This window comes from Renibacterium salmoninarum ATCC 33209, from assembly GCF_000018885.1.
GTDB classification, from domain to species: domain Bacteria; phylum Actinomycetota; class Actinomycetes; order Actinomycetales; family Micrococcaceae; genus Renibacterium; species Renibacterium salmoninarum.
Window position 1 is genome coordinate 404,094 of record NC_010168.1, and the last position, 21,305, is coordinate 425,398.

Consider the following 21,305-nt stretch of genomic DNA (forward strand, 5'->3'; position numbering starts at 1 on the left):
TTCAGATTGTTAGGAAGTTTTTGGTGCGGGTCCAGTTGAGGAGCGCACAATGAGCTCGGTCTCTAGCAGTATTTGCCGGTTAGGGAGCTCTTGATCGATTAAAAGTTCACCGGTAAGCCGCCCCCGCTCGAAGGCGGGTTGGCGAACCGTGGTCAGACCCGCGGCGGCCGCAGCAGGAATGTCGTCGAAGCCCGTGAGCGAAATGTCTTTACCTGCTTGTAAGCCGCGAACGTTCATTGCCTCGAGCACGCCCAATGCCTGTACGTCAGAGAGGCAAACGATCGCAGTGGGGCGGTCATGCCGATCTAAAATCAATTCGCCCGCGAGGCGGCCCGCGTCGCTGTTGTTCGGTGCACTGTTAAAGACTCGAATGGTAGCCTCGGGCATGGACTCAGTGAGCCCTCTATAACGGCCGAAATCGTTCAACTGGGTTATTTCGCCGCCATCTGCCCACTGGCAGTTTTGCTGATCGCCACCTCGGAGATTAGTTACCACCACCACGTTGCGGTGCCCGAGCCGCTCGAGGTGTTTCCCAAGACTGCGGCCTGCTGCCTGTTCGTCAATTGACACCCAACTTGTGTTGGGTCCCGAATCCGCATCTTCGTAAACGATGGGAACGTTGCGGCTCTTTGCAACTGCTAAAGCAGCGTCTCCGGGGGAGAGGCAGAACGAGGCTACGGCATCAACTGAGGCTCGTTCCAGTGCCGATATTTGCGTCCCTTCTTCGATGGCAGGAATCAGCAACACGCCATATCCTTTTGCCTCACAGGCCGTGGTCAATCCGGCAAGGTAAGTAACTGCATACGGATCAGAAAAGGCATAGGAGAGTTTCTTGGTGAGCACCACTCCCACGGTCCAAGATTTCCCACTGCGCAAGGTCCGGGCGGCGGCATCTGGCCCGGCGTAGCCAAGCTCAGCTGCGGCGTCGAAAATCCGAGTGCGCAAGTCGCTAGAAAGCTGATCTGGCTTGTTGTATGCGTTGGATACGGTGGAGACGCTCACGCCCACTTTTTCCGCCACAGTCTTGAGGTTCGCCATGATCTATTGCACTTTCTGTATCGATCTAGTAAATCGTTCTACTAAAACGATACAGACGGATGCGGGATTTGCCAATACCCTCATTTTGAAACAATCGCCGACGGGTTAGATATTCTTCCCCACTCCAAGTTCAGACCGGGTGGGGACGGCTGGTCGTACCCACAAATTCCGCTGGCTAAATGGGCAGAAATTTCCGAGGGGTTTGTCGTTTCGCTGAAGCCTGCTTTGATCTGGAAGGATAAAGGCTATGACAATCACCGCAGCCGCAGACGGCTCCGCTCTTAACAATCCTGGCCCAGCCGGTTGGGCTTGGTACATTGACGAGCAGACCTGGCGTGCCGGTGGCTGGCCACACGGAACCAATAACCAGGGCGAATTGATGGCGGTGCTGGATCTGTTTCGTGCCACAGCACATCTGCCAGCAGAGCCATTACATATTCTCTGCGATAGCCAGTACGTGATTAATTGTGTGACTAAATGGATGCCCGGCTGGAAGCGGAAGGGCTGGCGTAAGGCAGACGGAAAACCCGTATTGAATGTTGAAATGCTTAAGGAGATTGACGCGGCCCTGGTCAGGCGCACGTATCAATTCGAATGGGTCAAGGGCCATGCCGGCCACGATTTGAACGAAGCAGCCGACTCGAAGGCTCGGGCAGCCTCAACTGCCTATCAGAATGGGGCGCCGCCAAACTCTGGTCCAGGGTTTCCATGCCAAACGATCCCCGCAGAATCGTCGAGCTCCCCAGTGGTGATTGTCGAGGAGCCGGATCTTTTCTCAATACTCGATGATGAGCCGGTTGAACCAGACGCTACGACGCTCCTGCAAGGCTACGATGCCGAATTATTCGGGGCGGATATCAGCCGAGCTGCGGTGCTGCTAGCTGATGAGTTCGAAGAGGTAGGTGTCAATGGCCGAATTTGGGACCGTTTCGCCAGTACGCCGGACGAGGCCACTGCACCACGTCGGTTAGAGGCAGCGAGTGCTTCGATTGAGGGCGATATTGCCGTGATGATTTACCGACTTGATATTCAGGGGTCTCCGGCCGTACAAAGCTCATTATGGCTGCGTAGAACGGGGCAGTGGCGCTTACGATTGCGTCAAACTACCCTCGAGACATAGAGCCCGGATAGCAGCTATTCGCCGGGGAGCGGTTCAGCGTACGGCAGCTGTACGGTCATGGTGGCGCCGCCGCCTTCGGTCTTGCTAAACCGTACCTGCCCTTGATGCGATGAAACGATGGCTGCAACAATGGCCAAGCCCAATCCGGAGCCGCCTGTGTCACGATTTCTCGATGACTCTGCTCGGTAGAAGCGTTCAAAGATTCGCGGCGCGGTAGCTTCGTCAATGCTAGGTCCGTGATCGCGGATCTGCAGGGTGGAATACCGGTTTCCGGGCTGAATCGAGACGCCAATGGCAACTTCTAGCGGGCTGACTTCGGGGGTGTATCGCAGGGCATTCGCCATCAGATTGGCTATGACTTGGCGTAGCCGTGCCTCATCGCCAACTACCGGTGCGTTGGCCGCTGGTCCGCTGTCAAGCCCAATCACCGTGACCTTTCGTTTCGATGAGCTAGCGCGGGCATCGACGGCGGCGTCATTGCCCAAGATGAGCAAGTCAATAGGTTTTTTCTGCAGTGGACGTTGCTCATCGATGCGGGCCAGCACCAAGAGATCCTCCACTAGTGCACCCATCCGTTTTGCTTCGCTTTCGATCCGGCCCATTGCGGTGGCAACGTCTTCATCACCTTGCAAAGCGCCGTGCCGGTAGAGCTCGGAGAAACCTCGAATTGTCACCAGCGGGGTGCGAAGCTCGTGCGAAGCGTCCGCAACAAAGCGGCGCATTCGTCCCTCAGATGCTTTTCTGGCGTCAAAAGCTGCTTCGATATGCTCCAGCATGGTGTTAAGCGACACCGAAAGTCGGCCAACTTCGGTCGCCGGGTTTTGAATCTTCACACGTTGCGAGAGGTCTCCCGCTGCAATTGCTGCAGCCGTGCGTTCAACTCGGACTAGCGGGCGGAATGACCTGCTGACCGCCCAAAAGGCAATCAGAGTACCTAACGCTACCGCGCTGAGTCCTACGGCGATCAGCACCATGGATAGTCGATCAACCGAGGCGTCGAGATTGTCGTAGGTCATCGCAATCTCGATGTAGCAGGTGGCTGTGCTGGATTGATTTTCGCTCACTGGCGAGCTGATCACTACGGGCGCAACGATTACCGCTCGCCAGTTGGTCGAATTGTTCTCTGATGGCGCATCAAACGGCTTAGCATTCATAGCCAAAGCTTCGGGGAGCGTTGGTGAGGGCAAAACCGGTTTAATTTTTCCGGGCACGGATTCGGAGATGACCTTGCCATCTTTGTCCAGCATTCGGAAGTACGTGCTGGGCGGTCGACTTCTTTCATCGTTAGGACTGAAGCCAGCACCGAAGATCGTGGATTGGACGATACCCAGCTGGTAGTCCATCTGATCTATCAAAAAGCCACGAAGCAACACGTAGGTAGTGGAGCCTAAAGTAATCAGCGATACAGCCAGCAGGGCGCTAATAATCGCGACAAGTTGAGTGCGCAGCGATGCGCGCCGCCAGAGTTTCAGCAAGACAGTCCTTGGCTAGTCAGCTATCTTTTCTCGGCAGTACGAAGCACGTAACCCACGCCGCGCTTAGTCTGAATGAGCGCCGGGGCATCCGGGTCAGTATCAACCTTGCGCCGCAAATACGAGATGTACGACTCCACGATCGAGGCGTCGCCGTTGAAATCGTACTCCCAAACGTGGTCCAGGATTTGCGCCTTCGATAGCACGCGATTCGGGTTGAGCATGAGGTAACGCAAGAGTTTGAACTCGGTAGGGGAGAGCTCAATCGAGGTGCCGGAGCGGCGAACCTCGTGTGCATCGTCGTCGAGTTCTAAATCATCAACGCGGATAACAGCGTCGTCATCGTCCATTGGCTGCGTGCGTCGCAACACCGCGCGAATCCGAGCGACAACTTCGTCCAAGCTGAACGGCTTGGTGACGTAGTCATCGCCGCCAACGGTCAGCCCGGTAACTTTGTCTTTTGTGTCATCACGAGCAGTGAGGAACAGTACCGGGAAGTGTCTGCCAGCAGCGCGAAGCCTGCGGGTGACAGTAAATCCGTCCATATCCGGCAGCATGACATCTAGCACGGCAAGATCCGGATTGTGCTCTTCAGCGGCGGTTAACGCCTCGCGACCATTGCCTGCGGCGACGACATCAAAGCCAGCGAACCGCAACGAAGTGGAAAGCAGTTCGCGAATATTCGGTTCATCATCGACGACGAGGAGTCGTGCTTCAGGTCCATTCTTTTTCACAATTCCCATGATCCTCCCAATTTCTGGGAGTTAGCTGGACGTTTGGTGTGCGTTGATTGAGGCAATCCTGCGGATTCTATTTCGCTTTGCTGTCTTTCTCCTCCGGAGTTTCTGGCAAATCCTTGGCATCGAGGATTCGGTAGGCATAGCCTTTTTCAGCCAGAAAACGTTGCCGTTTTGCGGCAAAATCCTGATCAATGGTGTCTCTGGCAACCAGTGTGTAGAACCTCGCAGACCGGCCGTCAGCCTTTGGCCGCAAAAGCCGGCCTAAGCGTTGTGCTTCTTCTTGCCGGGAGCCATAACGAACCGGAGACTTGAATCGCTACCGAGGCCTCGGGTAAGTCAATAGAGAAATTCGCCACCTTTGACACCACCAAAGTGTGTACTTCACCTGCTCGGAAGGCGTCAAAAAGTCGCTGTCGTTCTTTGACGCTCGTTTCGCCCTTGATAACCGGGGCGTTGATTCGTTCGCCAATCTCGTCTAGCTGATCGATGTACTGTCCAATCACCAGGAGCTGTTCATTCTTGTGCGCGGCAACTAGTTCTTCGACGACGTCGATTTTGCTCAGGGAAGTAGCGCAAAGCCGGTACTTATCGGCGTCCTCGGCCATCGCGTAGGCCATGCGCTCGTCCTTGGGCAGGTCCACCCGGACCTCGACGCAATCAGCTGGCGCAATGTACCCCTGCGCTTCAATGTCTTTCCAAGGCGCGTCATATCGTTTAGGGCCAATGAGTGAGAAAACTTCGCCTTCTCGGCCATCTTCGCGGACCAGCTTCGCGGTCAGGCCCAATCGCCGTCGGGCCTGTAGACCTGCGGTCATTCGGAATATCGGTGCGGGCAGCAAATGTACTTCGTCATAGACAATCAGGCCCCAATCATTTGCATCTAGCAATTCCAAATGTGGGTAAAGGCCACCGCGACGCATCGTGAGCACCTGGTAGGTGGCGATGGTGACCGGGCGGACTTCCTTCATTGCGCCGGAATACTCACCTATTTCGCCTTCAGCCAGCGAGGTGCGTTTGAGAAGTTCCTGCTTCCACTGCCGTGCCGAAACGGTATTTGTCACCAAGATCAGGGTTGTGGTTCCGCTGGTCGCCATCGCGGCCGCCCCAACCAGCGTCTTTCCAGCGCCACAAGGCAAAACTACGACGCCGGAACCGCCGGCCCAGAAATTCTCTACCGCGAGTTTTTGGTACGGCCGCAGCGCCCAACCGTCTTCCGCCAACGCAATCGGATGTGGAGTTCCATTGACATAGCCGGCCAAATCCTCCGCTGGCCAGCCGATCTTAAGCAGTAACTGCTTCAAGGCACCGCGCTGTGAGGCGTGCACCACGACCGTCATCGGGTCAATGCGCGGCCCTAGTAGATCACCGATTTTCTTCGCTCGAATGACCTCTTCCAAAATAGGAAAGTCGTCCGTTCGCATGACCAGGCCGTGTAACTGGATCTTTTTCCAGCCGGAGCCTGCCGTAACGACTCATCGTCTCTTCAATATCGATGAGCAGCGAATGCGGAACCGGGAAGCGCGAATATTTGAGCAAGGTGTCTAAAGACAACCTCAGCATCTAGCCCGGCGGCCCTGGCATTCCAAAGGCCCAAGGGTGTGAGGCGATAAGTGTGAACATGCTCCGGTGCGCGCTCCAACTCGGCAAATGCGGCGATGGCATGCCGAGCCTCGGTGGCGTCGGGGTGATCGATTTCGAGGAGCACCATTTTATCACTCTGGACTATCAGCGGCCCCGAGGCACTGTCAGTCATTAATTTCCGCCCTGCTTGCTGTTCTTGGGTTTGCTGTTTGAGGCCGTTCCGGCACTATGTCCACATCAACAATTCGGTGTACAGACATGATCCGTTCGGTTTCCCGATCTGAGTCGAATACTCGAACTCTGCCGTTCGCCACCGACAGTGGAACAAGCTGTAGCCGTTCGGGATTCCCAGTGGTATCAACCACGGTCATTGACACTGGTCGGTGAAGCCGAATCGCCTCGCGCAGAGTCTCGATACTCAGTTGCGGGACTATCGCAGAACTAGCGGGCACACCGGCCGGTTTGGCGCGTAGCACTGAGAGCTGAAAATCCAGATCGGGAGCGGCAACCACCGGTATTTCCGCGGGCGGAATACTGCGTGCTGCTTGTGCTCGGCTTACCGCGGTAGGACTGTCCACTACTGGCGAGTGCCCAGCATGACGGAGTGCCTTCGCCAGCTCGGCGGGCGTTGACGGACTGCCGAGTACGCCGGGAGCCAGCTGCTGAAGATTTAGTGCTGCCAGCGACGAGTCGTGCAATCACGCCAACAGCAAAGTTTCATCAGCCGCGCTGACCACGCTTGACACAGAGGCCACCCGCAGCAGCCCGTGCCTGGCCGCGGTGTCTCGAATCAAGTATTCCAGCGGTTGCGGAAGCTCAGTGCTGCTGTGCTGGCGCAAAAAGGTCAGAATCTGCTCAGGACCGCGGCCAGCATCTAGCGCATTGCGGATGCTCGCTGCTGAAAACCTGAAGGTCACGGTCGGCCCGTGCCCTTCTCGTTCGGCCAGTAAGGTCAGTTCATCGGCCAAAGAAGGTTCAAGGAATCCGGGCGCAATCGCGGTCAAATCGGCTTGCAAAAGCACAGTGCTTACCGGTTTCGGGGAGGCCCGCGCCAAAAGCGCTTCCGCCGCGGCACCATCTTGCAATAATTGCGCACCAAAATCGGTGAGCGCTCCGGAGCCAGTAATACCCATGAGCTCTGCTTCAGCCAGTACTCCCGGCGCTAGCCGCCCCATCCGGCGCCAAAGTCGAGGGCGATGCCAGCGTGCGCAGGCTGCTAAAGCTTCAGCGTCGGCCACTTCGGCACCGAGCTGAGTCATGAGTGAAATTAATACTCTGCGCAGGGCAGGCATCTCTGCGCGTCGACTTTCAGCGGCCAGCGGATTGATTGAGCCAGCACCCCCTGGAACGGGCTGACCTATCAGAGAAGGGGCGCGGTCAAGATTGAGCCAAGCTTCAGCGAGCTGCCGCCATTGCTCTTGCCGGGGACTGCGACCCCAAGGCTTCGCCGCATTCCACTGCGCCGAGATCAACCAATGTGAGGTGTCGGCATCCAGCACGATCAGGCCGGCTGCAGCCATGATTTCCAAAAGGAATGACCCGTTCAGGGGGCACATCTAAAAGGCTGCTGAGTGGTTTCAGCGCGCGCACGCCGACTCCGCCGCTGCGCAAAGTGGGAATCCCCTCAGTCTGGATTGCCTGCGCTAGTAGATTCACCTCGCGGAGCAACTCAGCCACCGCACCCAAGGCCGCGTTGTCCCGTCGAGCGACACTAATTGACCGGGCCGAGATCGGCGGCGGCGTGACTTCGAGCGCCGCGAAAACTTTGCCCGCACGCAAGGCTAAACCTGCCTCGCGAGGCAGCTCAACGTGTTCGTTATCTAGCGGAACCAGAATCCCGTGTTCCAACAAGAAATCGATCGGACCAATGGCGGCGGAAGCTGTTGTACCGCACCCACGGGACCGAGGCAGCGCGCCCAGCGGGCCGGCGTCGAACTTTGCCAAAAGCGCAGACGTGCCTTCTGGAGCTTGCTTCAACAAAGCCTGCTACCAGGCAGCTTGGCCGAATCGGTTAGCCAAAGCCTGAACGGGATCTCCGGCCAGGCCAAGTCCAGTTGCGGTATTTTGCATCCAGTCGTGCGCGGGTCCGCTCAATTCGAGGTAACTGCGACCAAGCCCAGCCGGATGCGCGCCGATAACTTCATACAATCCGCTTACCGGCAGAAAACCATCGGCGCCCTTGTACATCAGCGCGAGCAGGTTCAAGCGCTTGAGAAGTTTCTCAGCGACGGACTTAGTCGCACCGACGAGCTTTTTGGCCATAGCCGAGTCAATTGGTCCGCCGTGAACCAGCGCAGCTTCGACGATTTGGAGGTTTGGGGTATCTAAAATATCTAGTGCTCGATGCACGCTGATTCGCGCACAGGCGCGGGCAGCCAGCGCAGCGAAATCTGGAACCGGCGGCGAAATGAGGTCCGGCCTGGCAGCGAAAAGTTCACGCAACGAAGCGTCGCTGCGCAACGGCAGCTCCAAGCTCAGAGCGCGAATAGAGGACATCCTGCTAACGCTACCGGCAATCTGTCTGCGCTTATAGCCTTCGCCGGCGACGGATTGACCGGAGAACGGCCAAGAGCATCAGAATGAATGAAGCAGGTAAGGCGAACATGACGAGCCAATTGAGGCCGTTCCAGGTTTGGTTGCCGGTCAAACGGAGAGTAACCAGAAGAGCGAGTGCGCCGAGCCCAGCCACGGCTAGTACGACGGCGAGCACCGTGACTAGGTTCCACCAAGCCGAACTTTTTGCTGGCTCGCTGTTCTGTGCTGTCGCCTCGCGTTGCCTCATGCTTTAACGCTAGCAGCGGACACTGGCCTCTGGTACTAGCTCAGGTCCAGCGAGCAGGTAATCTATAGGGAAGTAGACCACCATGCCCGTGAGTTGTCGCGCCCTTTATGGCCCAGCGCGCGGGCATTCGACCAATTGAGTAAGAGGTAGCGACGTGCCCACCGGCAAGGTGAAATGGTTCGACAACGACAAAGGCTTTGGATTCTTAACTTCTGACGAAGGTCAAGAAGTCTTTTTGCATGCCAATGCGCTCCCCGCTGGCGTGAAAGAAATCAAAGTTGGCACCCGGATGGAGTTTGGTGTCGCAGACGGCAAGAAGGGTGCGCAGGCCTTGAGCGTGCGAATCCTGGATACTCCGCCGTCCGTGGCGAAAGCGACGCGCAAATCAGCCGGAGATATGGCCGTAATTGTCGAAGACCTCATCAAGCTGCTGGAGAACACCGCCAACGGCTTACAAAAAGGTAAGTACCCGGACAATCTAGTGCGGCTAAAGTCGCTGCAGTGCTCCGCGTAGTTGCCGGAGACCTGGACGGGCAGTGATTCCGATGGCAACCAGACCTGCAGCGGGACGGGCAGTAAAGTCAGAGAAATTTGGCGTACCGGTGTGGCGGGTAGGCAAGCCTGACGCTGTGCTTGCCGCCGAAGTTCAGGTTGCCCGCGACGCTTTGCTCAGTATCGCTAAGTCCGAGCACATCGGCGCTCATATTGCTGCGCGAAGCGAGGGCGAGCGGGTGACGACGCAACTTTTCGAGTGCAAGTTGCCTGGATACGCTGGTTGGCAGTGGTTCGCGGTGCTGGCTCGGGTACCACGTTCTAAGCATGCGACGGTTTCCGAGGTGGGGTTAGTAGCATCTGTCGACTCTGTTATTGCGCCAGAATGGTTGCCTTGGTCTGAACGAGTTCGTCCTGAAGATGAGCAGCTAGACGAGTCTGAAGCCGTAACCGAAGGTATCGACGAACCAGAAGCTTAGATTTGTCCCATACCGCTGGGCTAGCTCAGTGGGAGAACATAGTTATGTCCCGCTGAATCGGTTGATTCAGCGGGACATAATTTTTAGATCAGCTGTGCTCAATCACGTAATCGATGCACCGAGTCAAGGCGCTGACGTCGTCGGGCTCAATGGCCACAAATGTCGCAATGCGCAGCTGGTTTCGTCCCAGCTTTCGGTACGGCTCGACGTCGACCACGCCGTTAGCGCGCAACGTCTTGGCGATTGCTGCGGCATCAATCGAGTCGTCGAAATCAATCGTCGCTATGACATTGGAGCGTTCCTCCGGCTTAGCGACGAACGGTGTGGCAAAGCTAGCGCTCTCAGCCCAGCTGTAGATTCGTCCGGCCGAGTCTGCGGTCCTACCGGTAGCGAAATTCAGCCCACCGTTCTCGTTTAGCCAGCGAACTTGCGCGGCCAATGTCACCAGGGTGCTGAGCGATGGTGTGTTGTAAGTCTGGTTGAGGCGAGAGTTATCCACGGCAGTCTTCAAATTCAAGAAATCCGGCACCCCGCGATCGCTCGCGGCAATTTTTTCCACCCGTTCCAGCGCCGCTGGCGAAAAAAGCCCAAGCCATAGTCCGCCATCGGAGGCGAAGTTCTTTTGCGGCGCAAAATAGTAGACATCGCTTTGCGAAACGTCGACGTCGAGCCCGCCGGCAGCCGAGGTAGCGTCGATGACAACTAAGCTGCTCGGCTCCGCACCCGAGACACGCTGGACCGGAGCAAAAACGCCGGTCGACGTCTCATTGTGCGGCCAGGCGTAAACATCCACGCCAGCCTCCGCAACGGCCTGCGGACGAGTTCCCGGGGCAGAGCTAATGATCGAGGAAGCATCCAAGAACGGCGCCTTAATTAGTTGCTGAAGCGAATTTTGAGCCGAATTCACCGAAGCTCAGGTGCTGCGCCTTGCGCTCGACTAGGCCGAAACTGGCAACGTCCCAGAAGGCTGTGGAGCCACCAACTCCGAGCACCACCTCATAGCCAGCTGGCCATAGCCAGCTGGCGCGGAAAAAAGTGCGGCGAGTCCTTCTCGCACTTCGCCCACGAGGTTCTTCACCGGGGCCTGCCGGTGCGAGGTACCTAAAAGGTCTTGTGCTGCGCTCAGCGCATCAAGCTGCGCTGAGCGGACTTTAGAGGGGCCGGCACCAAAACGTCCGTCCGCCGGCAAAAGCTCATGAGGAATGGTCAAACTTGCTTGAGCTGTAGTGTTTTCAGTCACGGGAAACTCCAGAAATAGACGCGGCGAGTTCGGCGTTGAACAGACGATTGCCTACATTCTGCCGTAGCGCGGAAGGCACACCTAAACCGCTGGGGTAACACTTCGACGATTGGGGCGCAGCCTTCGGAACGCTGCGGATTTCCAGCCGGTCCGTTGGCAGGATAAGTTAGAGTCAGGTTTCTGCGGATTTACCGGAGATCAACGTTCTTTGGATCAGGATCCACCCCCAATATTTGCCCGCCGCGGTGAGGAGCGTTTTTCACGTGACTGACTTGATTGACACCACAGAAATGTATCTAAAAGCGATTCTTGAGCTTGAAGAGGAACATATTGTTCCGCTCCGAGCTCGGATCGCGGAGCGCTTGCACCATTCTGGGCCGACGGTCTCCCAGACTATTGCTCGGATGGAACGCGATGGCTTGGTGCTCGTATCTGGCGATCGGCACCTGGAATTCACCGATTTAGGCCGCTCTAAGGCCACCGCGGTGATGCGTAAGCATCGGTTGGCTGAGCGTCTACTCTCAGACATCATCAAGCTCGACTGGCCCTTTGTTCACGAAGAGGCTTGTCGTTGGGAGCATGTGATGAGCGAGCAGGTCGAAGAGCGAATCTTTGAACTGCTGGGACATCCGGACGAGTCGCCATACGGCAATCCGATTCCAGGTTTAGAACCGTTCGGCGGCCATAAGGCGCTCGAATTAACCGATGGCGTGATCAATATGGTCGAAGCCATGGCTAAGTACTCAGCTGAATCAAAAGTTGTCATTAGGCGCCTCTCTGAACGAATTCAGATTGACCCAGAGTTGTTGGGCCAATTGGAAGAAGCTGGTTTGCTTCCGGGCACTGCCGTGACGTTGGAGCAGGTTGGCGATTACATTTCGGTCCGGGTCGCCGGCATCGAAGGCGCACTGGAATTACCGGTTGAAGTTGCGATTCACATTTTCGTCTCGATCAGTTAGTTAGATAACAAAACTGTCACGAATCGGCTTCATGTCGTATAGTCGAACACTGACGTCGAAACCAATGCGTTACCCGGATCAGCACTGAGCCTTGCCTCTGATCGCCGGGATTCGAACCTTTTAGGCAAGGACGGGGGAACCATTTTTGACCGGTCCGCAACCGGTCTTGGGGTTAAGTCTTGAGATTTTAATGCTGCTCTAGGAAGCCGCATTTTTTCGAAAGCCGGGTCGCTCTCCGATCCGAATCCGACAGCTAACCTCGCAGGTGCTTGAGAGAGGAATCTATATCCGTGAGCAATCACGAGCTCCGGCCTCGTGGTCGACGGAGCGCAGCAGTAGCTGCGGTCGATCCAGCGCCATCTTCAGTACTTTCCGTCGAGCTTGAGTCGGTAGTGACTCGCCCGACGGCGGACGAGCTGCCAATGCGGCCTAGGGATGCCGCTAGGCGTGCCCGCGAAATCTCTGCCGTTTCGGTAACTTCCGCCACTGAGGTCCCGAATAGCGACTCTTGGGCTTCTGTGCTTTCCGCGCCAGTTCAAGAAAAGAACTATTCAAGTCGGGCTGCTGCGTCCAGAGGGCGACGCCGGGTGGCCGCGGCGAAGCCCAAGAAATCTGTTCTTCGGTCGGCGAAAGCGGCCCAACGCGGTGGGATGGTTCTGGCTGCTGCTGGTTTGGCGCTCGCCGTTGTTGTGCCATCTGCCGCGAATTCACTGACGGCTAACGCTCCGCAAGCGGGCGCTGCGCCGAGTGCTTTCGGCCCAGTCTCCGCCGATGCCAATGCGGTGGTCACGTTTAGCAATTCGACCACCACTAGCGTCGCGGACCCAGACGGTAAGCTGCATCAAGCGCTTTCCGCGTCAGCAAGTAAAGTCGCCGCAACCGCATCCAAAGGTATGTTGTCCAGCCCATTGGACTCGCTATTGATGACTTCGCCTTTTGGCTATCGCGTCAATCCAGTAACCGGAGCTGCGGGTGAATTGCACACCGGCCAGGACTATGCGGCGTCCTGCGGAAGTAAGGTGTATGCCGCGGCCGGCGGCACCGTGACCTTCGCGGGATGGCATCAGCTTGGTGGCGGCAATCGGATTGTGATTGATCACGGAAACGGTCTCTCCACCGCTTATCTGCACAATACGACTCTGCAAGTAAAAGTGGGCCAGAAAGTAAGCCGCGGAGATCTCGTTGCGCTCAGTGGCACCACAGGAAACTCAACTGGTTGCCACGTGCACTTTGAAGTCATGGTTGACGATAAAACTGTTGATCCACTCGGCTGGATCTGAGCTAGCTCCCAGCTTCCGTAATCACCATCAGCTGGAGTAATAATATAACGTCACAAAGTCATCCCCAGGTATGAAGTTTTCGTGATCTTAATGTGACATTGGCCGAAATCTGCTGTAGCGTCTTATCTGCAACGGTGTTTCGAGAAGCCGATGTTCTTGGGTAGATTGCTTAGCTCTGCCACTACCCAAGGTCCGTTCGCTACATTCGTCTGGCAGGGACGGGGGAACCAAATGCGGGCTTTTTAGAGAAGTCCTTGGGGTGAAGTCGCAGATCTCTTTGAGAGAGAAGTGGCCGGGTGACTCCCATCCGAATCCGACAGCTTACCTCGCAGGCATTGGGAGAGGTCAAACGTGTCGTCAAAGACGTCAAATGGTCGCCACCGCGCGGCCAACGTCAGTGTTAACCCGCTGAATGCTATTTCAAAAGCCGTTGCATCAAACGCCGGAAATTTCGGGCGCCAGGCCGCTGTAGTGGTCGTTGCAACTGGTTTGGTGACCAGTATTGGTCTACCGGCTCAGACCGCCGAAGCTGGCCGAGTTAGCCCTGAAGCATCAGACAGCATCAAGATTGCGGCTCAGACCGTGACAGCCTCTAAAGATGCCAACATTACTTTCGGACAGCCAAGCACGAGCTCCGCAGCTAAGCCTGCGTTGAAGATCGCGGCTCAGTCCAACACCGCTGCTGTTAGCAATACTGCACAGGCAAAAGCTCCTGCTGAGCCCGCTGCTGAAGTTCCGGCAATCTCTGGCGGCCTCGCTGGCGTTGCTGCTGCAGCTTACGGCGGCATTGGCGTCAACTATGTTTGGGGCGGCACCAGCAAGGCTGGTTGGGATTGCTCAGGGTTTACCGGATGGGCCTTCGCTCAGGCTGGCATCTCTCTTCCCCGCACCAATCAGTGGCTTTCACCGCTGTTAGTTCAGACTTCCACTCCGCAGCCCGGCGATCTCGTCGTGCAGAACGGTGGCTCACACGTCGCAATCTACGTCGGAAACGGCATGGAGATCGGCGCGCTCAACCCCTCGCAAGGAACTCAGCTAACCACCGTCTCCGCGGTTGGCTCGGCTACGTACTACACGATGCGCTAGGTCGGCATCGATAGCGCGGGCTCGATGGCTCGCGCGAAAAAATATCATATCGACCCGCATTGAATCGTACTGAAGACTGAACACATCGAAAGAGGACAACCTAAATGGGCAATCGAGTAGGAATCGCGCGACACCGCGCTCAGGTCGCGAAGACCAGCTCAATCGCCGTGATCGCTAAAGCGGTCAGCGAAAACGCAGGTGGCGTTGGCCGCCAGGCAGCCGTCATCGCCGCTGCTTCTGGTCTGGTGTTGACTACCGGTCTCGCTGCGAATGCTGCCGAGCCGACTGCTACCCAGCGTGATTCTTCCGCTGCCAGCCAAAATGTTGCCTCAGCTCCGACCGTAACGGCCTCAGCTACGGTGAAAATCGCTTTTGAAAGCCCCTCAGTATCCTCTGCGCCGGCCGTCGTCAAGGCTAAGCCGGTTGTCAAGGTTCAGAGCAACACGGCAGCGACTCCGGTTGCGAACACCGCAGCGAAGACTGTTGCTGCTAAGGCTGACGCGAACGTGCAGGCTGCTGAAACCACCCCTCCGGTTGGTGGCAGCGGCGCTGACGCGCTCATCATCTCCGCAGCTTTCGCTCAGCTGGGCGTCAACCAGGACTGCACCGCACTGGCTTCTAATTCGCTCGCAGCAGCTGGCACCTACTTCCATGGCCGGCCGGCCGGCTACTTGTCCCTTGGTCGCACGGTTAGCCAGGCTGAAGCGCAGCCCGGCGATCTGGTGTACTACGCCAACGGCGGCACCGGGATGGCACACATTGCTGTCTATGCAGGAAACGGCCAAGCCGTGCATGGTGGATGGCTTGGTAACAAGACGGTTCTCGCCTCGGTCAACGTTGGCAGCGGCCCGGTCTTCATCGCTATCGGTCACTAATTTTCAGCTTCACCTGGTAGAGCCCCGCACCAAATATGGTGCGGGGCTCTACTCTTTTAAATTTCAAGTAATTAAACTTCCTGGATTCCGGTTTTTCGATGCTGCCCATGCGGATCTACAAAGTAGACACTCGGTGAATTTTTCCCGACACGTAGTCGCCAAGCCGCTGTGGATTCGCAGATTTGCCAACCTTCCGCCTAGGCTAGTCATAAGTTCACGACCCGGAGCAGCGGCAGGGCAGCCGGCTTTGCCGAGACGACTCCGAGTCAGCCTGAAGAGGAACGCAAATGCGAACCCTGGTTCTGAATGCTGGATACGAACCGCTGGCGGTGGTCACCTTCCGTCGGGCGCTGATCCTTGTCCTGGCCGGAAAAGCCTCTGTTCTTGCAGAAGGCGATGATCCAGTCGTTGGGCCGCAGGAAATCCTCAGTAGGCCATCGGTGATCTTACTTAACCGCTATATTCGTTTGCCTTATGACCGAGAATCTCCAGTGAGTCGGCGGGGTGTGCTACGCCGGGATGAGCACCACTGTGCATACTGTGGCAAGTCGGGGAGCACTATCGACCACATACAGCCCAGATCTCGCGGTGGTGCTGACAGCTGGGAAAATCTAGTGGCATGTTGCCTGCGTTGCAACAATTTGAAAGGCGACCACACGCCGTCGGAAATGGGCTGGCATCTTCGCGTTTCGCCTAAGCCGCCGCGCGGATGGCATTGGCAAATCCGCGAGCTGGAAAAGCCGACCCCCGACTGGGATGCGTTCCTGAGTGAATCCGCTGCGTGATCAGCTAACCGTCGTCGTACTTGCCGGTGGAAAAGGCGAACGGTTAGGTGGTGTGCTCAAAGCCGGGCTGAAGTACCAAGGCATTTCCTTGCTTCAATATCTGCTGCAAAGCGTGAGCTCGGAGCTATCAGGCTCAGTGGCACAAGCCCCAACAGTGGTGGTTGGCGACAGCGTTCGATTGCAGCCTCTTGTTGAAGCGATGCCATCGGCATGCGCGATTCATTGGGTCAGCTAGAGCCCGCCGTTCAGTGGCCCAGTTGCCGGTCTGCAATCGGCTGTGCAGGTACTCGATAGCGAATGGACCTTACTGTTGGCGTGCTATATGCCAGGGGCCAGCCAAGGTGTTCATGCATTGCGGCTGGCCTGGGAGCGGCAAGAATTCGGAACTGACGGGGCAATTTTGGTTGATTCGGCAGGCTTCCGTCAGCCGCTACTCGGTTGCTACCGCACTGAAGCGCTACGACTTGCGCTGCTGAGCTTCAACGCGCAAACATCAACGGGCAAAGGCCCCAGCCTGCGCAAAGTCATTGCTAGGCTGAATCTGGCCGAAGTGCTGGCCCCCGCGGGTTCTGTGGCAGATATCGACGATTGGGTTGATGCGCAGGTATGGGGCATTGAGAAAGGGATGGCATGAATCAGGACGAGTTGCTGGAAGCTTGGTGCGCTGAGCTCCTAGCAAGGTTTGAAATTACCGGAACCCCTGTCGAGGTAAATGCGATCCTGAGTTTGGCTGGAAAAGCTGCGCACACAGTGGTGCGTCCGGCAGCACCGCTGACTACCTTTATTGCTGGCTACGTTGCCGGACTGGCTGCTGGTAGCGGCCAAGCCAGCGATGCAGTAGCGATTCGTTCCGCAGTCTCGGCGGCGCAAGCCAGCATTGCAGAGCGCGCTGAAAAGCAAGAACAGCACCCGGAACTCGATGCCTGAGGTGCATCGGATAAGACACTCTTGGGCGCAGGCCCGGTCGGCTGCTTTCGACGCCGGAACCTCGCTGCCTGACGAAACGATTTCCTTGAGTCCGGCTGCAGTTGGCCGCAAGCTGGCAGCGCCGATTTTTGCCCAGCAGGATATTCCGTACTTTGCCTCTTCCGCAATGGACGGCTGGGCGGTTAGCGGCTCTGGGCCTTGGATCTTTGCTGAGCCTGGGCAGCGGTTGCATCCTGGACAGGCCAGCGCCATCCTTACCGGCGGTATTGTGCCAGCGGGAGCAAGGGCTGTACTGCGTAGCGAAAGCGGCGAAGAGGCAGTTGACGACGAAGGTCTGCCAGTGCTGCGGTTGAGCGGAGATGCGAAACCTGGTGAGCCGCGGGCAGCCCAACACATCAGGCAGCATGGCCAAGAGGCGGCCGAAGGCGAGCTACTCCTCAAACCCGGATTAATTTTGAATCCCGCTCAAATCGCGGTGATCGCTTTGGCCGGTTTGGACCGGATAACTGTCGCCGGACGGCCAACGGTGCAGCTACTTTTTACCGGCGATGAAGTGGTCGATGCCGGAATTCCGTTGCCCGGGAAAGTACGGGACGTCTTCGCGCCGCAACTTGCCGCAGTGTTCACTGCGGGGAAGGCGCGGGTGCTAGGGCAGGCCAGAATTCAAGACGATCTTGAGCAAACGGTTACCTCGATCGAGGCGAGTAACGCCGAGCTGGTGATTACTACCGGTGGAACTGGTTTTTCTGCCGCAGATCACGTCCGTCGGGCTCTAGTTCGGCTCGACGCCGAACTTATTGTCGACGGCATTGCCATGCGGCCGGGCGGCACCAGCTTGCTGGCCAGACTAACCGATGGTCGGTTTCTTATTGGTTTGCCTGGCAATCCCTTAGCCGCCTTTATGGGGTATTTCACCTTGGCCACGCCGCTGCTCGCCGCGCTTTCCGGTGAGAAGCTCCCCTCGACAAAAGAGGTTGCCTCCGGTTCTGCTCAGGAAGCATTCACGCACGGTACCCGGCTGATGCCTTACCGGGACCTGTTTGGATTAGCGTCGCCGGTTGGTAAAAGCGATTCCGCAATGCTGCGGGGCTTAGCCGAGGCGGCCGGGGTGCTTATCGTGCCGCCGCATGGCCTGAAGCTGGGCGAAAAGGTTGAATCTTTCGAGCTTCCTTGGTCTTAGAAGTTGCACTTTACCGGGCTACTAACCGGATAATCACGGATTTCGACGTCGGAGTCCCGCTGGTGTCTGCGGTTGATTCAAGCGGCACCAAGACATTCGTTTCGGGGTAGTAGGCGGCGGCGCAGCCCACCGGCGTCGAATAGGAGACCAGCCGGAATTCGTTGGCTCGCCGCTCAGTCAGCACACCCGATTGTGGATCGGTCCACTCTGAGATGAGGTCCACAAGGTCGCCGTCGGCAAAGCCTAACGTCAGCAGGTCAGCTTCGTTGATGAAGACGACTCGGCGCCCGCCATGGATCCCGCGGTAACGGTCGTCCTTGCCGTAGATTGTGGTGTTGTACTGATCATGAGAGCGCAAGGTTTGCAAGAGTAATCGACCAGCTGGAATGTGCGGATACTCAAGTTCGTTTGCGGTAAAAACCGCTTTGCCGCTTGGTGTGTTGAACGTGCGGCCATCTCGTGGCCCGTGCGGTAAGACGAAGCCGCCTGGTCGGGCTACTTTCGTTTCGAAGTCGGTGAAACCAGGAACCACTGCGGTAATTTGTTCGCGAATTCGCGTGTAATCACCGCTCAACTGTGCCCAATCGGCGGCAGGGGTATTGGCTACGCTGGAACCGTCGTCGGCGGTGAAGACTTTCTGTGCCAAGGCGGCAATAATAGCGACTTCAGAACGCAGCTGATCGGAGGCCGGTGAAAGCCTGCCATGTGAGGCATGAACCGCGCTCATGGAATCCTCCACCGTGACCTTTTGATCGCCAGTGGATTACCGGTCTCGTTCGGTTCGGCCAAGCGTCGGCAAAATCAGTGCTCGTTGCCCAGTCACCACATGAGAGCGATTGAGCTTGGTGGAAACCTGCACAGTCAGGGCGGTGGAGCGCAGCGCGGCTTCGGTCCGCTCAGTATCTGGCGCAGCCCGGACGAAATTTCCCCCCATGCCCATGAATAATCTGACTTTGCCTTGTTCCATGGCGTGAATTGCTGCCACAGTGTCGAAACCGTGTTTCCGTGGCGATTCGAAGCTGAATTCGGCGTCGAGCGCATCATGGAAGCTTTCCGGCATCTTTTCGAAAATGCCCATGGTTCGGTCACCCTGCACATTTGAATGCCCGCGCACCGGGCAAACACCGGCGCCTGTTTTGCCAGTATTGCCCTGGAGCAAAAGTAGATTGACTACATCTCGCAAAGTGGACACGGAGTGCTTGTGCTGGGTCAAGCCCATCGCCCAGCAAACAATGGTGCGGTCCGAGGCAACTAAATCAGCGGCGAGCGCGCGAATTTTTGCTTCAGATAACCCTGTAGCTTCGAGTACCGGTTGCCAATCAAACGCCGTTACGGTTGCGGAATAATCAGCAAAACCAGTGGTGTATTGCGCAATGAACTCATGATCAACAACGCCGTCTTGAGTCTGGGCGGCTTCCAAAACGCACTTGCCCAGCGCCTGAAACAGAGCTTGGTCACCACCCAACCGGATTTGCAAAAACTCATCGGCAATTTGGGTGCCATCACCGATCACCCCGCGCACGGTTTGCGGGTTTTTGAAACGCAGCAGTCCGGCTTCTGGCAGCGGGTTGATTGCCACAATTCGAGCGCCGTTTTGTTTCGCTTTTTCCAGCGCGGAGAGCATCCGAGGATGATTCGTACCAGGATTCTGACCAGCAACCAAGATCAGTTTGGCCTGGTGAATGTCCTCGAGCGAAACTGATCCCTTGCCAATGCCGATCGTTTGCCCTAGGGCAAATCCTGACGACTCATGACACATATTCGAGCAGTCTGGCAGGTTATTGCTGCCCAGCCCGCGCCCTAGGATTTGGTAGAGGAACGCAGCCTCGTTACTGGTTCGGCCCGAGGTATAGAACACCGCCTCCTCGGGCGAGGCCATCGCGCGCAGCTCGTCCTTGATGAGCTCGAAGGCTGCACTCCATTCGATTGGCCGATAGGGCCGTTGTTCATCCGGCAGATCGACGTCCTCGAGCAGCATCGGATGAGTCAAACGGCCCTGTTGGCCCAACCAATAATCATCCTGCTCGAGCAAGCTCGCAATCGAATTTTTGGCAAAGAACTCCGGTGAAACGCGGCGTTTAGTGGCTTCTTCGGCAACCGCTTTGGCACCATTTTCGCAGAACTCGGCCAAGTGTCTTTTATCCGCCTCTGGCCAGGCGCAGCCGGGGCAATCAAAGCCGTCTTTTTTGGTTCAACCGCAATAAAGTTCTGGCGGTGCGGGTTGGCCCCATTTGGGCTAGTGCCACTTCAATTGAATGCACTACGCCGGGAATGCCAGCCGCTTTAGTCTTGGCCTGACCAACCGTCAGTTCAGCTTCATCGATGCCCTCGCGGGGAGCGTTGCGGATTGCGGAGGAATAGGCTAAACCCATGAGCAGGCTGACGCAGCGGGTGCGGATCACGAAGCTGACATCTGACGGAGGTGTACACCGCTGTGAAGACGTGTTGGCCGGTGAAGAGCCATTAGAAATTCGAATCGGTGACGAACCATTCAGCGTCACGATGCGCACACCAGGCGCAGTTTTTGACCTAGTAGCTGGTTTCTTGGTCTCCGAAGGAGTCATCGGAAACCAAGATGAACTCATATCGCTTCGATTTTGTGCGGGCGAAGATGAAGAGGGCAGACAAACGTTTAACGTTGTCAAGGCTCAGTTGCGTCCCGATGTAGTACTGCCAGATCTACACCGGCATGTTTACACGACTAGTTCTTGCGGAATTTGTGGAACAGCTTCGATCGATGCGGTTCGGAAGTCATCGCGCTTCGCGACTGCGACGGATTCCTTCCAGATTGATCTGGAACTGCTGCTGGCCTTGCCTGACCGGCTTCGTGAAAAGCAGCAGTTATTCGACAAAACTGGTGGCGTGCACGCGGCAGGACTGTTTGACGCTCCTGGCGAACTTTTGTGCTTGCGCGAAGATGTTGGCCGGCACAACGCGGGGGACAAAGTTGTTGGTTGGGCCTTGCGTGAGGGCTTGTTGCCGTTGCGGCAAACTGTGCTGCAGGTTTCGGGTCGAGCCTCTTTCGAGCTAGTACAGAAAGCCGCCATGGCAGGAATTCCGATGCTCGCAGCCGTCAGCGCGCCTTCAGTCCTTGGCCGTTGAGCTCGCTGAGGAGAGCGGGATCGCCTTGATTGGGCTCAGCCGAGGCAAGTCTCTCAACGTTTATTCCGGATTGGAAAAAATTGCGCTGGAGCGGAACTAGTTCTTGGCAGCCGTCGTTGGCCCGACTAGACTCTTTAAGTCAAAACTCCTGACAAACCTGTTAAAAC

The 21,305-nt window shown here is 56.9% G+C and carries 20 protein-coding genes, 5 pseudogenes and 2 riboswitches; of the genes and pseudogenes, 12 read left to right on the forward strand and 13 right to left on the reverse strand.

Annotation, left to right across the window (positions count from 1 at the left end):
• Nucleotides 1–9: 9 nt before the first annotated feature.
• Nucleotides 10–1,038 carry a LacI family DNA-binding transcriptional regulator gene (locus RSAL33209_RS02030; protein ID WP_012243937.1) on the reverse strand — a complete coding sequence of 343 codons (1,029 nt, stop codon included), beginning with the start codon at nt 1,036–1,038 and terminating at the stop codon, nt 10–12.
• Between the two features lie 247 nt (nt 1,039–1,285).
• On the opposite strand from RSAL33209_RS02030, the gene RSAL33209_RS02035 reads away from it, so the two are divergent.
• On the forward strand, nt 1,286–2,158 hold the full coding sequence (locus RSAL33209_RS02035; protein WP_012243938.1) for a ribonuclease HI family protein: 873 nt from the start codon (nt 1,286–1,288) through the stop codon (nt 2,156–2,158).
• A gap of 14 nt (nt 2,159–2,172) precedes the next feature.
• Here RSAL33209_RS02035 and RSAL33209_RS02040 read toward each other — a convergent pair whose 3' ends face one another.
• The 10 genes from RSAL33209_RS02040 to RSAL33209_RS02060 form a co-directional block, all read right to left on the reverse strand.
• Nucleotides 2,173–3,633, reverse strand: a complete 1,461-nt coding sequence (locus RSAL33209_RS02040; RefSeq protein WP_012243939.1) for a sensor histidine kinase — start codon at nt 3,631–3,633, stop codon at nt 2,173–2,175.
• A 20-nt stretch (nt 3,634–3,653) separates the two neighbouring features.
• The gene (locus RSAL33209_RS02045; protein WP_012243940.1) at nt 3,654–4,373 is read right to left on the reverse strand and encodes a response regulator transcription factor; all 720 of its coding nucleotides are present in this window, start codon (nt 4,371–4,373) and stop codon (nt 3,654–3,656) included.
• 67 nt (nt 4,374–4,440) lie between these two features.
• Nucleotides 4,441–4,623 carry a DNA/RNA helicase gene (locus tag RSAL33209_RS19110; protein WP_012243941.1) on the reverse strand — a complete coding sequence of 61 codons (183 nt, stop codon included), beginning with the start codon at nt 4,621–4,623 and terminating at the stop codon, nt 4,441–4,443.
• Complete coding sequence (locus RSAL33209_RS02050) at nt 4,607–5,791, reverse strand: DEAD/DEAH box helicase (protein WP_012243942.1); 1,185 nt, start codon at nt 5,789–5,791, stop codon at nt 4,607–4,609. Before RSAL33209_RS02050 ends, RSAL33209_RS19110 begins: the two co-directional genes overlap by 17 nt.
• Nucleotides 5,792–5,853: 62 nt before the next feature.
• Entirely contained in the window at nt 5,854–6,123 is a 270-nt protein-coding gene (locus RSAL33209_RS19115) for a helicase-associated domain-containing protein (protein ID WP_012243943.1), read from the reverse strand.
• Nucleotides 6,116–6,529, reverse strand: a complete 414-nt coding sequence (locus RSAL33209_RS15820) for a WYL domain-containing protein (protein WP_012243944.1) — start codon at nt 6,527–6,529, stop codon at nt 6,116–6,118. Before RSAL33209_RS15820 ends, RSAL33209_RS19115 begins: the two co-directional genes overlap by 8 nt.
• 120 nt (nt 6,530–6,649) lie before the next feature.
• Nucleotides 6,650–7,243 (reverse strand): helicase-associated domain-containing protein, encoded by a 594-nt coding sequence (locus RSAL33209_RS18465; RefSeq protein WP_325050138.1) that lies wholly within the window; start codon nt 7,241–7,243, stop codon nt 6,650–6,652.
• Between the two features lie 103 nt (nt 7,244–7,346).
• A complete protein-coding gene (locus tag RSAL33209_RS18470) occupies nt 7,347–7,928 on the reverse strand; it encodes a hypothetical protein (protein ID WP_233494248.1) in 582 nt (193 codons plus the stop codon).
• A gap of 9 nt (nt 7,929–7,937) precedes the next feature.
• Nucleotides 7,938–8,447, reverse strand: a complete 510-nt coding sequence (locus tag RSAL33209_RS15835) for a hypothetical protein (RefSeq protein ID WP_012243946.1) — start codon at nt 8,445–8,447, stop codon at nt 7,938–7,940.
• Nucleotides 8,448–8,478: 31 nt separating this feature from the next.
• Nucleotides 8,479–8,733 (reverse strand): hypothetical protein, encoded by a 255-nt coding sequence (locus RSAL33209_RS02060; protein WP_012243947.1) that lies wholly within the window; start codon nt 8,731–8,733, stop codon nt 8,479–8,481.
• Between the two features lie 154 nt (nt 8,734–8,887).
• Here RSAL33209_RS02060 and RSAL33209_RS02065 point away from each other — a divergent pair.
• Nucleotides 8,888–9,273, forward strand: a pseudogene (locus RSAL33209_RS02065) (cold-shock protein).
• 5 nt (nt 9,274–9,278) lie between these two features.
• The gene (locus RSAL33209_RS02070; protein ID WP_114597683.1) at nt 9,279–9,704 is read left to right on the forward strand and encodes a DUF3027 domain-containing protein; all 426 of its coding nucleotides are present in this window, start codon (nt 9,279–9,281) and stop codon (nt 9,702–9,704) included.
• A gap of 88 nt (nt 9,705–9,792) precedes the next feature.
• Here RSAL33209_RS02070 and serC read toward each other — a convergent pair.
• A pseudogene (gene serC / locus RSAL33209_RS02075) lies at nt 9,793–10,944 on the reverse strand (phosphoserine transaminase).
• 263 nt (nt 10,945–11,207) lie between these two features.
• Here serC and RSAL33209_RS02080 point away from each other — a divergent pair.
• The 8 genes and pseudogenes from RSAL33209_RS02080 (at nt 11,208) to RSAL33209_RS02120 (ending at nt 18,036) form a co-directional block, all read left to right on the forward strand.
• Nucleotides 11,208–11,903: an iron-dependent transcriptional repressor DtxR gene (locus RSAL33209_RS02080; protein WP_041684306.1), complete on the forward strand. Its 696-nt coding sequence runs from the start codon at nt 11,208–11,210 to the stop codon at nt 11,901–11,903.
• A 92-nt stretch (nt 11,904–11,995) separates the two neighbouring features.
• A riboswitch (cyclic di-AMP (ydaO/yuaA leader) is annotated at nt 11,996–12,186 on the forward strand.
• Nucleotides 12,187–12,193: 7 nt separating this feature from the next.
• The gene (locus RSAL33209_RS02085) at nt 12,194–13,183 is read left to right on the forward strand and encodes a M23 family metallopeptidase (RefSeq protein WP_233494249.1); all 990 of its coding nucleotides are present in this window, start codon (nt 12,194–12,196) and stop codon (nt 13,181–13,183) included.
• Nucleotides 13,184–13,370: 187 nt separating this feature from the next.
• Nucleotides 13,371–13,532, forward strand: a riboswitch (cyclic di-AMP (ydaO/yuaA leader).
• A 122-nt stretch (nt 13,533–13,654) separates the two neighbouring features.
• Nucleotides 13,655–14,269 (forward strand): C40 family peptidase, encoded by a 615-nt coding sequence (locus RSAL33209_RS02090; protein WP_233494250.1) that lies wholly within the window; start codon nt 13,655–13,657, stop codon nt 14,267–14,269.
• A gap of 104 nt (nt 14,270–14,373) precedes the next feature.
• Nucleotides 14,374–15,144: an NlpC/P60 family protein gene (locus RSAL33209_RS02095; RefSeq protein ID WP_012243955.1), complete on the forward strand. Its 771-nt coding sequence runs from the start codon at nt 14,374–14,376 to the stop codon at nt 15,142–15,144.
• A gap of 287 nt (nt 15,145–15,431) precedes the next feature.
• A complete protein-coding gene (locus tag RSAL33209_RS02100; RefSeq protein WP_012243956.1) occupies nt 15,432–15,929 on the forward strand; it encodes an HNH endonuclease in 498 nt (165 codons plus the stop codon).
• Nucleotides 15,913–16,563 (forward strand): annotated as a pseudogene (gene mobA / locus RSAL33209_RS19475) (molybdenum cofactor guanylyltransferase). The gene RSAL33209_RS02100 and the pseudogene mobA overlap by 17 nt, the downstream one beginning before the upstream one ends.
• Nucleotides 16,560–16,856 carry a DUF6457 domain-containing protein gene (locus RSAL33209_RS02115; protein ID WP_012243959.1) on the forward strand — a complete coding sequence of 99 codons (297 nt, stop codon included), beginning with the start codon at nt 16,560–16,562 and terminating at the stop codon, nt 16,854–16,856. The pseudogene mobA and the gene RSAL33209_RS02115 overlap by 4 nt, the downstream one beginning before the upstream one ends.
• Complete coding sequence (locus RSAL33209_RS02120) at nt 16,849–18,036, forward strand: molybdopterin molybdotransferase MoeA (protein ID WP_012243960.1); 1,188 nt, start codon at nt 16,849–16,851, stop codon at nt 18,034–18,036. Before RSAL33209_RS02115 ends, RSAL33209_RS02120 begins: the two co-directional genes overlap by 8 nt.
• Nucleotides 18,037–18,046: 10 nt before the next feature.
• Here the strand turns inward: RSAL33209_RS02120 and RSAL33209_RS02125 are convergent.
• A pseudogene (locus tag RSAL33209_RS02125) lies at nt 18,047–20,408 on the reverse strand (FdhF/YdeP family oxidoreductase).
• On the opposite strand from RSAL33209_RS02125, the pseudogene fdhD reads away from it, so the two are divergent.
• A pseudogene (gene fdhD, locus RSAL33209_RS02130) lies at nt 20,407–21,238 on the forward strand (formate dehydrogenase accessory sulfurtransferase FdhD). The pseudogenes RSAL33209_RS02125 and fdhD overlap by 2 nt on opposite strands.
• Nucleotides 21,239–21,305 lie beyond the last annotated feature (67 nt).